General features: G+C 43.9%; 12 protein-coding genes. 9 read left to right on the plus strand and 3 right to left on the minus strand.

The annotated features are described in order from the left end of the window. Positions 1–88 precede the first annotated feature (88 nt). The 3 genes from O3651_RS09420 to O3651_RS09430 all read left to right on the plus strand — a co-directional run bounded on the left by O3651_RS09420 (position 89) and on the right by O3651_RS09430 (position 2,326). Positions 89–790, plus strand: coding sequence for a histidine phosphatase family protein (locus tag O3651_RS09420; protein ID WP_371610254.1), 702 nt, complete (start codon positions 89–91; stop codon positions 788–790). 109 nt (positions 791–899) lie between these two features. Continuing rightward, positions 900–1,589, plus strand: a complete 690-nt coding sequence (locus tag O3651_RS09425) for a histidine phosphatase family protein (protein ID WP_371610255.1) — start codon at positions 900–902, stop codon at positions 1,587–1,589. Next, complete coding sequence (locus O3651_RS09430) at positions 1,586–2,326, plus strand: D-alanyl-D-alanine carboxypeptidase family protein (protein ID WP_371610256.1); 741 nt, start codon at positions 1,586–1,588, stop codon at positions 2,324–2,326. The genes O3651_RS09425 and O3651_RS09430 overlap by 4 nt, the downstream gene beginning before the upstream one ends. Before the next feature lie 71 nt (positions 2,327–2,397). On the opposite strand, the gene gdhA is transcribed toward O3651_RS09430, so the two are convergent. Next, positions 2,398–3,744, minus strand: a complete 1,347-nt coding sequence (gene gdhA / locus O3651_RS09435) for an NADP-specific glutamate dehydrogenase (protein ID WP_371610257.1) — start codon at positions 3,742–3,744, stop codon at positions 2,398–2,400. A gap of 223 nt (positions 3,745–3,967) precedes the next feature. Here gdhA and O3651_RS09440 point away from each other — a divergent pair, with 223 nt between their 5' ends. Next, on the plus strand, positions 3,968–4,903 hold the full coding sequence (locus tag O3651_RS09440) for a dihydroorotate oxidase (RefSeq protein ID WP_371610258.1): 936 nt from the start codon (positions 3,968–3,970) through the stop codon (positions 4,901–4,903). 267 nt (positions 4,904–5,170) lie between these two features. Here the strand turns inward: O3651_RS09440 and yidC are convergent, their stop codons facing one another. Then, positions 5,171–6,091: a membrane protein insertase YidC gene (yidC, locus tag O3651_RS09445; RefSeq protein ID WP_371610259.1), complete on the minus strand. Its 921-nt coding sequence runs from the start codon at positions 6,089–6,091 to the stop codon at positions 5,171–5,173. An 82-nt stretch (positions 6,092–6,173) separates the two neighbouring features. Then, positions 6,174–6,452 carry an acylphosphatase gene (locus O3651_RS09450; protein ID WP_125373777.1) on the minus strand — a complete coding sequence of 93 codons (279 nt, stop codon included), beginning with the start codon at positions 6,450–6,452 and terminating at the stop codon, positions 6,174–6,176. Between the two features lie 141 nt (positions 6,453–6,593). On the opposite strand from O3651_RS09450, the gene O3651_RS09455 reads away from it, so the two are divergent. The 5 genes from O3651_RS09455 to gndA all read left to right on the plus strand — a co-directional run bounded on the left by O3651_RS09455 (position 6,594) and on the right by gndA (position 11,801). Next, positions 6,594–7,334, plus strand: a complete 741-nt coding sequence (locus O3651_RS09455) for a TrmH family RNA methyltransferase (protein WP_371610260.1) — start codon at positions 6,594–6,596, stop codon at positions 7,332–7,334. 44 nt (positions 7,335–7,378) lie between these two features. After that, complete coding sequence (locus tag O3651_RS09460; protein ID WP_371610261.1) at positions 7,379–7,867, plus strand: HDIG domain-containing metalloprotein; 489 nt, start codon at positions 7,379–7,381, stop codon at positions 7,865–7,867. 19 nt (positions 7,868–7,886) lie between these two features. Then, positions 7,887–8,570, plus strand: coding sequence for a Bax inhibitor-1/YccA family protein (locus tag O3651_RS09465; RefSeq protein ID WP_045498897.1), 684 nt, complete (start codon positions 7,887–7,889; stop codon positions 8,568–8,570). 180 nt (positions 8,571–8,750) lie between these two features. After that, positions 8,751–10,214 (plus strand): flotillin family protein, encoded by a 1,464-nt coding sequence (locus tag O3651_RS09470; protein WP_125378834.1) that lies wholly within the window; start codon positions 8,751–8,753, stop codon positions 10,212–10,214. A 162-nt stretch (positions 10,215–10,376) separates the two neighbouring features. Further along, the gene (gndA, locus tag O3651_RS09475; protein WP_048766212.1) at positions 10,377–11,801 is read left to right on the plus strand and encodes an NADP-dependent phosphogluconate dehydrogenase; all 1,425 of its coding nucleotides are present in this window, start codon (positions 10,377–10,379) and stop codon (positions 11,799–11,801) included. Positions 11,802–11,804: the final 3 nt, after the last annotated feature.

An 11,804-nucleotide genomic window follows, 5' to 3' on the forward strand; every position in this document is an offset into this window, starting at 1 on the left:
CCACTCTCTTTCCCTCTGCCTTGCTCAGTCAAGTGTGAGACAAATAAGCCACTCTTAGACGAGTGGCCTTAATTAAAAGGAGACATTCATGGCAAAAACGAAATTATACATCATCCGGCATGGTAAGACTATGTTTAATACCATTGGTCGGGCTCAAGGTTGGTCGGACACTCCCTTAACTGAAGAAGGCGAACGTGGTATCCGTGAGCTAGGGATTGGCCTGAGAGAGTCTGGTTTGGAATTTACCAAGGCTTTCTCGAGCGACTCTGGTCGAACCATTCAGACCATGGGGATTATCCTAGAAGAGCTGGATTTGGTCGGGAAGATTCCTTATAAGTTTGACAAGCGCATCCGAGAGTGGTGCTTCGGGAGCTTTGACGGGGCTTATGGTGGCGATCTTTTCCGTGGAGTGATTCCAAGGGTGCGTGACACCGATAATTATAAAGAGCTGACTTTCCCAGAATTGGCTGACGGCTTGGTTGAAGTGGATACGGCTGGCTGGGCTGAGCCCTGGGAGCAACTAAGTGGGCGGATTTTAGATGGATTTACAGCTATTGCCCAAGAAGTGGAAGCTGCTGGCGGAGGCAATGCTTTGGTTGTCAGCCATAGTATGACCATCGGGACTTTTGCTTATCTGATTGATAAAGCCATTAGCAAAAATCCTGAGGTTGACAACGGCAGTGTGACAGTCGTTGAATATGAAAAAGGGCAATTTACGATTCAGATCTTGGGAGATGTGTCCTACCGTGAAGTTGGCGCTAAAATTTTGGACGCTGAAATAAACAGTTAAAAGAAATCATGGAAATAGTTAAGTTTTATTGAGCTGTCTTCTTTCAATCTTAGAAACTGCTTTTTTTCAGAAACGTGATATAATGAGAGGAGAATAAGGGGGGAAGTGTATGGCAAAAACAAGATTATACCTCATCCGGCATGGTAAGACCATGTTTAATACAATCGGACGAGCTCAGGGCTGGAGTGATAGTCCGTTGACAGCAGAAGGCGAACGTGGCATCCACGAATTAGGGATTGGTTTGCGAAAAGCGGGTATTGATTTTAAACTAGCTAGATCCAGTGATTCAGGTCGAACCATTCAGACCATGGGAATTATTTTGGAAGAGCTGGGCTTGACTGGAAAGATTCCTTATCGGTTTGACAAGCGCATTCGAGAGTGGTGTTTTGGCAGCTTTGATGGTGGCTATGATGGTGAGCTTTTTATGGGAGTTATGCCTAGGGTCTTTAATATCGACCATGTGCATCAACTCAGCTATGCTGAATTGGCAGAAGGTTTAGTAGAAGTCGACACGGCTGGCTGGGCTGAGAATTGGGAAAAACTCAGCGGCCGAATTTGGCAAGGCTTCTCAGAGATTGCTGAGGAGCTAGAGGCTGCGGGTGGTGGCAATGCTTTGGTAGTTAGTCATGGCATGACCATCGGAACCTTTGTCTATCTAATTAATCGCATGCAACCTCATGGCCTAGGCAATGGTAGTGTGACCATCGTAGACTATGAAGATGGACAATTTTCAGTTGCTTCCATCGGTGATATGTCCTATCGTGAAGTTGGAGCGAAAGAGCTGGAGGACAAGTCTTGAGACGAGGTCGCCACGAAAGAAGGAAAAAACTCTCTCTGTTTCGACTAATAAATAGGCTCTTATTTCTAGGAATTGGGATCAGTTTGCTGTTTGCTCTATTGCGAGTGCAAGACATGGATGAAGACTTCTTAACTTTTATTAGTCGTGGTTTGGGAGTCTGGACCTCTGACTTGCCCAAGGTGTCAGTTGATGATTGGGAGTTGACTTTAATCAATCGTAACCATTTACAGGAAGAGTCTCATCCTAAGTTGACCCAAATCGATGATATTCAGGTAGATAGTCGGATTGCTGAAAATACCAGACAATTTTTAGCTGCAGCTCAGACCATTGCGCCGGGAGAAACCTTGATTTCGGGCTATCGTAGCCGAGCTGAGCAGACAGAGCTATATGAAGAAGCCCTAGCTTTGGCCGAAGAAGAAGGCTTGTCTCGGCAAGAAGCGGAGCAAGAAGTGCAAAAGCGGATCCAGCTGCCAGGTGCCAGTGAGCATCAGACAGGCTTGGCGATTGATATGAGCGAGCCAGAAGGTCAGAATGATGAGGTAGCAAATAAGATTGCGGAAATTGCCCCTAAATACGGCTTTATTCTGCGCTATCCTGAAGGGAAAAGCGATATTACTGGTGTGAATTTTGAAAATTGGCACTATCGTTATGTTGGCCTAGAGTCGGCACAATATATGCAAAAACATCATCTAGTTTTAGAGGAATATCTGGCCCTTTTGAAAGAGTCGGCTCGGTAAAGCGTTACAATCCATTGATAGACAAAAAATCAGCTGCTCAAATGAGCAAGCTGATTTTTAAATTTCAGGGTTTAAACAATACCTTGGGCAATCATAGCGTTGGCTACGTTTTCGAAGGCAGCGATATTTGCTCCTGCAAGGTAGTCAGTACCAAGTCCGTATGTTTCAGCAGTTGTTTTAGCTGTATTGAAGATGTTTGTCATGATGTCTTTGAGGCGGCCGTCAACTTCTTCACGAGTCCATGAGAGGCGAAGGCTGTTTTGGCTCATTTCAAGGGCAGATACAGCTACACCACCAGCGTTGGCAGCTTTGGCAGGTCCGTAAAGGATTCCGTTTTCTTTATAGACTTTAATCGCATCAAGGTCACTCGGCATGTTGGCACCTTCTGATACGCAGATAACACCTTGAGCCACCAAGCGTTTAGCTGCGTCACCATTGATTTCGTTTTGAGTCGCACATGGAAGAGCAATATCATAGTTACCAGCGTAAGTCCATACAGAACCTTCATGGTAAGTAGCAGTTGCTTTCTCAGCTACATACTCAGTCAAGCGAGCACGGCGTTTTTCTTTAACATCAACCAAAAGATCGAAGTCGATACCGTTTTCATCGATGACATAACCGTTTGAGTCAGATACAGAGATAACAGTTGCACCAAGTTCAGTTGCTTTTTGAAGAGCATATTGGGCTACGTTACCAGAACCTGAAATCACCACTTTTTTACCAGCAAAGCTGTTACCATTAGCTTTGAGCATTTCTTCAGTATAGTAAACCAAACCGTAACCAGTTGCTTCTGGGCGAATCAGGCTACCACCAAATCCAAGAGGTTTACCAGTCAAGACTCCCGCATCAAATTGGTTCAGGCGTTTGTATTGTCCGTAAAGGTAACCAATTTCACGTCCACCAACACCGATATCACCAGCTGGAACGTCAAGAGATGGTCCGATGTATTTTTGCAATTCAGTCATAAAGCTTTGGCAGAAGCGCATGACTTCAGCATCAGTCTTTCCTTTAGGATCGAAGTCTGATCCCCCTTTACCTCCACCGATTGGAAGTCCAGTCAAAACATTTTTAAAGATTTGTTCAAATCCGAGGAATTTCAAAATTCCTTGGTTTACAGTTGGGTGGAAACGAAGTCCGCCTTTATATGGTCCAACAGCTGAGTTAAATTGAACACGGTAACCACGGTTGACTTGCACTTTTCCATCACGGTCAACCCAAGGAACACGGAAAGAAATCACGCGCTCAGGCTCGGTGATACGTGCCAAGATGTTTTCTTCGATATACTCAGGGTGTTTTTCAAATACAGGTTCCAAAGTGCTGAAGAATTCTTCAACTGCCTGAAGAAATTCAGCCTCGTGCCCATTACGAGCTTTCACAGTTGCAAACACGCTTTGGATATATTCTTTAGCAGATGTCATATCGTTCTCCTTTTTGTTGTTATATTTTATTACACGAGCCATTATAGCAGAATTTTTTTAGGGTGTAAAGAAAAAAGTTGAATTTTCTGAAAATTTCCATAATATTTTTTTGAAGATTCTAGGTGCAAATGCCGAACCTTTTGCTAGAAAATTAGGATAAATTTTTTATAGGAAGAATTTTAATGATATAATAGAGAAAATTAAGGAATATGAGGTCAAAATAATGACGACAACCAAGACAAAAATTGCGGGTTTTGAATTTGACAACTGTCTGATGAATGCTGCAGGAGTGGCTTGTATGACAGTGGAAGAGTTAGAAGAAGTCAAAAACTCTGCTGCAGGAACCTTTGTGACTAAGACGGCAACGCTGGACTTTCGTCAAGGTAATCCAGAACCTCGCTATCAGGATGTGCCACTGGGCTCTATCAACTCCATGGGCCTGCCCAATAATGGTTTAGATTATTATCTTGACTACTTGCTGGAGCTGCAAGAAAGCGAGCCAAATCGTACTTTCTTCCTTTCTTTGGTTGGTATGTCGCCAGAAGAAACTCACACCATTCTTAAGAAAGTGCAGGCAAGCGACTTTAAAGGGATTACTGAGCTCAATCTCTCCTGCCCAAATGTCCCTGGCAAGCCACAGATTGCTTATGATTTTGAAACGACAGAAAAAATCTTGTCAGAAGTTTTTGCTTATTTTACTAAGCCTCTGGGTATCAAGCTGCCTCCTTACTTTGATATCGTGCATTTTGATCAGGCCGCTGCGATTTTCAACAACTATCCGCTCAAGTTTGTCAATTGTGTAAACTCTATCGGAAATGGTCTTTATATAGAAGATGAGTCAGTGGTCATTCGTCCTAAAAATGGTTTTGGCGGTATTGGCGGCCAGTACATCAAGCCTACGGCTCTGGCCAATGTCCATGCCTTTTACCAGCGCCTGAAACCAGAAATCCAAATCATCGGAACTGGGGGTGTCTTGACAGGGCGCGATGCCTTTGAGCATATCCTCTGTGGAGCCAGTATGGTGCAGGTAGGAACAACCCTTCATAAAGAAGGAGTGGCAGCCTTCGAGCGCATTACCACCGAACTCAAGGCCATTATGAAAGAAAAAGGCTATGAAAGCCTGGAAGATTTCCGTGGAAAGTTGAAGTATATTGATTAAACGTTTAAGAAAGAGAGAGTGGGACAGAAATCGCTAATTCGCTAGAATTCGATTTCGTCGTCCCACCTCTGCACAGTTGAGTAGGGCTGTAGAAGCTGATGAATCAGCGTAGTAGAGCCCACTCAACCACTGCGTCTTGCTCGACAATCCAAAGACAATTGAGAGGCTAGGACTTTTGTCCCAGCCTCTCTTTTAGTATTGTTAGGGGAATGGAAAAAAGCCCTCCAAGATTAGATAGGAAATCTTGGAGGGACATGGATAATTTATTTATCTAGAACGTTGTTTACCAGCGTTGCGATTCTTTTTCTTTTTATTGTTTTGAGTGATTGCTTGGCTCGCTTTTGGTGTCACATCTTTGATGCGACCTGCATTGCTCATGGCTTTCGGAGGATTCTTTTTGTATTCTTCAGCTACTTGCTTTCTAATCCGAGGACGCATTAAGTAGTTAATGATGAATTGTTGGATAATTTGAACGAAACCACCGACTACCCAGTAGAGCGTCACAGCTGCTGGTGACATGAAAGAGAAAACCACGATCATAATTGGGCTCATATAAGTAGCGCGCTTCATCTGCTCTTTTTGGGTCTCATCTTCGATACCATGTAGGGAAAGAAGTGACTGGATGTAGTAGAGTACTCCGACAATGAGAGTCAAGACTAGACTAGGTTTTCCTAGATTGATGCCAAGGAATGTACTGCTGGCTACGCCGTTTGTGTATTGGGCAGCAAAGAAGAGGGCTGAGAAGAAAGGCATCTGAATAATCAGAGGCAGGCAGCCGATGCCGCCAAACATACTCAGACCATTTTCTCTTTGAGCAGCCATAAGTTCTTGCTGCGCTTCTAGTTTTTCTTCTTGAGTTTCGGCATTATTGATTCGTTCTTGGATAGGGGCAAAGATGGGCTTGAAGTAGTTCATCTTTTCTGACTGAAGAGTAGCCTTCCAAGACTGATAGATTCCCAGTGGGAAAATAATCAGCCGCACGATGAGTGTAACGATAATAATCGCTAGACCATAACCAAGGCCTGAATTCTTGGCAAAGAACTGGATGCTATCTGCCATAGGCTGACCAAGCACGTCCCAAATAATACCAGAAGGATTGCCTGCCTTGTCTCGTCCGACACACCCTGTCAATAATAGTAGGAGGGACAAGCTCATTCCAGAGAATAAAATACGTTTAAATGTTTTCACGAGTTCATTTCCTTTGTTTCTAAAAAAATAATACCTATCTATTCTACTGTTTTTTAAGGAAATATACAATAGTTCTCCAGACCTAATTTGCAATTTTAAAGTCAGTATAGGACTCAAAATTGGCCATGGTGACATCTAAATAGCTGACTTTTGAAAAAGGAGTTGGTCCCTTGCGAATTTCTTGAATGAACTTGGCCATGAGGGCAGAGCTTTCAGCTTGAGCCAAAATTTCGACTGTACCGTCGTCATTATTCCAGACGCGACCGGTAATCCCGCCGATTTGCAGAGCGAGGGAATAAACGCCCCAACGAAAGCCGACACCTTGGACCCGTCCTTGCGCAATCATTCTTACTTTTTGCATCGTTACCTCCTTTTGTAGCGGTTTGAAACTCGCTTCTCAGCCCATAGTGTAGCGACTAGCTGGCTGCTTGGGACAAGATTTTCTCTGCGGCTAAGTCTAGAGGATGAGTTCAAAACCGCTAGATTGTGTTATAATGTATTTATGAATATTATAACCTCAAAAGCCAATAATGTGGTAAAAAAAGCTAAAAAGCTGCATCAAAAAAAATATCGTAGCGAGTCGTATTTGATTGAGGGCTGGCATCTTTTTGAGGAGGCTCTGGCCAGTCAGGCACGGATTCTACGAATTTTTGCTTTGGCAGAGTACGAAGAGCGCTTGGTAGCCTTTTCCCAGACGATTTTTGTCAGTCCAGAGATTCTCAGTGATTTGGCAGATAGTAAGACACCTCAGGGAATCGTTGCAGAATTAGCCTTTGAGGAGCAGAATATTCCAGAAAAGCTGGAAGGGGCCTACCTCTTTTTAGAAGATGTGCAGGATCCTGGCAATGTCGGAACCATCATCCGAACAGCGGATGCGGCGGGTTATCAAGGAGTTTTCATCTCTAGTCACTCCGCTGACATTTACAATCTCAAAACCTTGCGTTCTATGCAGGGTAGCCATTTTCATCTGCCCATTTATCGCGTGAGCAGAGAGGATATGCTGGCCCTAGCTCGTCAAAGTGACCTGCAAATTCTGGCTTCGACCTTATCAGAAGATTCTGTGGATTATCAAAAGGTTGAAAAAAATGAAGATTTCCTCTTAGTCATGGGTAATGAAGGGAAAGGAATCAGCCAAGAAATGACGGATGCGGCTGATGTTTTGGTTCATATTTCCATGAAGGGGCAGGCTGAAAGTCTTAATGTTGCTGTGGCAGCTGGCATCCTGATGTTTGCTTTAAGCTAGCTTTTAGAAATCTCTCTATAATAAAACTAAATGGAGGTGATGATATGCCTTACAGAGAAGATGATGAATTTATGGCCTATGTGGGGCATTTGATCGAGAAGCCCAGCGTCCAACGCTTAAAAGGAATTACCCATCATATTCATTCTAATCGGCTTGAACATTCGATCAATGTCAGTTATACTAGTTATAAGATTGCTAAAAAACTTGGCTGGAATGCCCGCAGTACAGCACGGGGCGCTCTATTGCATGATTTATTTTATTATGACTGGCGCGAAACCAAGTTTAAAAAGAGTCATGCCTGGGTACATCCCCGCCTAGCAGTCCGAAATGCCCGTAAGATTACCAAGCTCAATCGAGAGGAAGATATTATCATCAAGCATATGTGGGGAGCTACCTTGGCACCGCCACGCTACAAGGAATCCTTCGTTGTGACCATGGTGGACAAGTATTGGGCGATCAAAGAAGCGACGGCACCTTGGCGACAAAAGCTGAGTGGGCGTAAAAAGTATCATCGAAAGATGATGAAAAGTTAAAATGTAAAAAGGAGACATTATGAACAACACAATTATTCAAGAAAACAGTGGACTTTCTAGTTTTTATTCTAAGGTCTACGGATTTGTCGGGATGGGAATTGCTATCTCTGCTCTGGTTTCGGGTCTAATGCTGACGACCTTCCAGACAGCTCTAGTTGAGATTTTGCTCCATTATAGCTGGATTTACTATGGAGCTATCTTTATTGAGCTGGCCTTGGTTTGGTCAGCTTCCAGCAGAGGACTCCGCAATAGTCCAGCTGCTCTTCCCCTTTTTTTGAGCTACTCAGCCCTAAACGGATTTACCATGAGTTTCATTGTGGCCATGTACACAGGAGGCGTGGTCTTCAAAGCATTTGCAGTTAGTGCAGCTGTTTTCCTTGTTATGGCAGCCATGGGCGTCATCATTAAAAAAGATTTATCTGGCATGGGCCGAGCTATGATTGCGGGCCTGATTGGGATTGTGATTGCAAGTTTTGTCAATATTTTCCTTGGTAGCGACATGATAGACTATATTGTCAGCTACGTCAGTGTTGTCATTTTCGCAGGGTTGATTGCTTGGGACAATCAAAAGATTCGCTATGTCTATGAGCAAACGGGTGGACAGGCAGGTCTTGGCTGGGCTATTTCTCTAGCTTTGAGCCTCTACCTTGACTTTATCAACCTCTTCCTCAGCATTCTTCGTATCTTTGGAAGAAATGACTAATAAAACATGGATAGTTTCCTTGATGAATGAGGAGCTATCTTTTTTGTTTTAGGGGGGATTTTGGAAGTTGGATAGAAGTAGCAGTAAAAGTTTTGCAAACTGTTAATTTTTTGATATACTAACTAAAAATATATTTGGGCAATGCATTCATCATTGCTCTGGAAAAGAAAGGAAGTTTCTATGGATATGTTATTTATCCCAGGCTGGTTGATTTTTGCAATCGTTGCAGCCATTGTGCTTATTATTCTTTTGGCTAAGGGCTATGTCAATGCTAAGCCAAATGAAGTAGTCGTTATTACTGGTCTGCGTAAGCAGCGTCATTTAAGAGGTAAGGCTGGCTTCATGATTCCTTTTGTAGAGCAGCGCTCTTATCTGGATATTGAGCAGTTTTCTACCGACGTCCGTACTTCTGAGTCTGTGCCAACACTTGATTTTATCAACGTTCGTGCCGATGCGGCTGTTAAGCTGAAGATTGGTACTACGGATGAAATGATTGAGCGTGCGGCAGAAAACTTCCTTAATTGGAATACAACAGATATTTCTAACTCTGTCCAAGATGTTCTCGAAGGGAACCTTCGTGAGGTAATCGGCCAGATGGAACTGCGCAAGATGGTCAATGACCGTCAGGAATTTGCCTCTAAGGTACAGGATAACGTGGCACCAGATTTGGCTAAGATGGGTCTGGAAGTCATTGCCTTTACCGTTCAATCCTTCTCTGACGAAGGTGGCGTTATTGACAACCTCGGTATTGAAAATGTCGAAACGATTAAGAAAGACGCCCTGATTGCCAAAGCTAAGGCTGAACGTGAGCGCAAGGAAGTTGAGGCTGAGCAGGACAAGTTGGCTAACGACAAGCGCGTGGCCGCTGACTTGGAAATTGCTCAAAAGCAAAATGAACTCAAACTGAAACAAGCAGCCCTCAAGCAGGAGGCAGATATTGCGCAAGCTAAAGCGGACGCGGCTAAAGGGATTGAGGCTGAAATCCAACGTCGTGAACAAGAACGTGTGGCGGCAGAAGCCAACATCATGAAGCAGGAAAAGGAAGCGGAAGTCAAAGAACGGGAAGTTAAGGTCCGTGAGCAGGAATTGGATGCCAATATCCGCAAGCAAGCCGAAGCTGAAAAATATGCCCGTCAACAGGCCGCAGAAGCGCAATTGATTGAACGTCAGCGTCAGGCCGAAGCGGAACTCTTTGAAACACAAAAAGAAGCCGAAGCCCGAAAGGCTCAAGCCGAGGCTGAGAAATTTGCGCAATTGCAAGAAGCAGAAGCTATTGAAGCCAAAGGACGTGCAGAAGCGGAAGCCATTCGTCTTAAACTAGAAGCGGAAGCCCAAGGTTTGGACAAGAAAGCAGAAGCCATGAAGAAGATGCAGGAAGCTGCGATTACGGAGATGATTGTCGATAAATTGCCAGAAATCGCTCGTGCGGTGGCAGAGCCATTGACCAAGGTAGATAAGATTACCATGTATGGTGAAGGCAACGCTTCTAAAATGGTCGGCGACATCATGCAGAGCATTGATCAAGTTTCTCAAGGGGCAGGCTTTGACATTCGTCAACTGTTAGCTGGAGCACTTGGCGTCAATATGACTGTCAACAAGCTTAAACAAGATGAACAAGCTGTCATCGAAGTTGATGAGAAATAAATCCAAATGTATCTATGATATCCAAACAGCTGGGAGTTGAAACTTCTGGCTGTTTGCGTGTCCTCCCACAGAAAAGCATTTCTATCAGCTAAATACTTTTCATTACCATGTAAAAATGTTAAAATATAACAGATTAAACAACTAAGTCTATAGGAGTAGAAAATGACAAAAGCTAACTTTGGTGTCGTAGGTATGGCCGTAATGGGTCGTAACCTTGCCCTAAATATCGAATCTCGTGGTTATACAGTTGCCATTTACAACCGTAGCAAAGAAAAAACAGAAGACGTGATTGCTTGCCATCCAGAAAAGAAATTTGTACCTAGCTACGATGTAGAGTCTTTCGTTCAATCTATCGAAAAACCTCGTCGTATCATGCTCATGGTTCAAGCCGGACCTGGTACAGATGCAACTATCCAAGCTCTTCTTCCTCACCTTGACAAGGGTGATATCTTGATCGACGGCGGAAACACATTCTACAAAGATACCATCCGTCGTAATGAAGAATTGGCAAACTCTGGTATCAACTTTATCGGAACTGGTGTTTCTGGTGGTGAGAAAGGTGCCCTTGAAGGTCCTTCTATCATGCCTGGTGGACAAAAAGAAGCCTACGAATTGGTTGCTGATGTTCTCGAAGAAATCTCAGCTAAAGCACCTGAAGATGGCAAACCATGTGTGACTTACATCGGTCCTGACGGAGCTGGTCACTATGTGAAAATGGTCCACAACGGTATCGAGTATGGTGACATGCAATTGATCGCAGAAAGCTATGACTTGATGCAACACTTGCTTGGCCTTTCTGCAGAAGACATGGCTGAAATCTTTACTGAGTGGAACAAGGGTGAATTGGACAGCTACTTGATCGAAATCACAGCTGATATCTTGAGCCGTAAAGATGATGAAGGTCAGGATGGACCAATCGTAGATTACATCCTTGATGCTGCAGGTAACAAGGGAACTGGTAAATGGACTAGCCAATCAGCGCTTGACCTTGGTGTTCCATTGTCACTTATCACTGAGTCAGTATTTGCTCGCTACATCTCTACATACAAAGAAGAGCGTGTACATGCTAGCAAGGTTCTTCCAAAACCAGCTGCTTTCAAATTTGAAGGTGATAAGGCTGAGTTGATCGAAAAGATCCGTCAAGCCCTTTACTTCTCAAAAATCATTTCATACGCACAAGGTTTTGCTCAATTGCGTGTAGCTTCTAAAGAAAATAACTGGAACTTGCCATTTGCGGACATCGCATCTATCTGGCGCGATGGCTGTATCATCCGTTCACGTTTCTTGCAAAAGATCACAGATGCTTACAACCGCGATGCAGACCTTGCTAACCTTCTTTTGGATGAGTACTTCTTGGACGTTACTGCTAAGTACCAACAAGCAGTGCGTGATATCGTAGCTCTTGCTGTTCAAGCTGGCGTACCAGTACCAACCTTCTCAGCAGCCATTACTTACTTTGATAGCTACCGTTCAGCGGACCTTCCAGCTAACTTGATCCAAGCACAACGTGACTACTTTGGTGCTCACACTTACCAACGTAAAGACAAAGAAGGAACCTTCCACTACTCTTGGTATGACGAAAAATAGGAT

The organism is Streptococcus sp. 27098_8_73 (assembly GCF_041432495.1).
In the GTDB taxonomy this organism is placed as follows: domain Bacteria; phylum Bacillota; class Bacilli; order Lactobacillales; family Streptococcaceae; genus Streptococcus.

Bases quoted from the DNA above. Each gene is read 5' to 3' on its own strand.
- O3651_RS09455 (WP_371610260.1), top strand. From the start codon at position 6,594: ATGAATATTATAACCTCAAAAGCCAATAATGTGGTAAAAAAAGCTAAA.
- gdhA (WP_371610257.1), bottom strand. From the start codon at position 3,744: ATGACATCTGCTAAAGAATATATCCAAAGCGTGTTTGCAACTGTGAAA.
- O3651_RS09465 (WP_045498897.1), top strand. From the start codon at position 7,887: ATGAACAACACAATTATTCAAGAAAACAGTGGACTTTCTAGTTTTTAT.
- O3651_RS09460 (WP_371610261.1), top strand. From the start codon at position 7,379: ATGCCTTACAGAGAAGATGATGAATTTATGGCCTATGTGGGGCATTTG.
- O3651_RS09470 (WP_125378834.1), top strand. From the start codon at position 8,751: ATGGATATGTTATTTATCCCAGGCTGGTTGATTTTTGCAATCGTTGCA.
- gndA (WP_048766212.1), top strand. From the start codon at position 10,377: ATGACAAAAGCTAACTTTGGTGTCGTAGGTATGGCCGTAATGGGTCGT.
- O3651_RS09420 (WP_371610254.1), top strand. From the start codon at position 89: ATGGCAAAAACGAAATTATACATCATCCGGCATGGTAAGACTATGTTT.
- O3651_RS09440 (WP_371610258.1), top strand. From the start codon at position 3,968: ATGACGACAACCAAGACAAAAATTGCGGGTTTTGAATTTGACAACTGT.
- O3651_RS09450 (WP_125373777.1), bottom strand. From the start codon at position 6,452: ATGCAAAAAGTAAGAATGATTGCGCAAGGACGGGTCCAAGGTGTCGGC.
- O3651_RS09425 (WP_371610255.1), top strand. From the start codon at position 900: ATGGCAAAAACAAGATTATACCTCATCCGGCATGGTAAGACCATGTTT.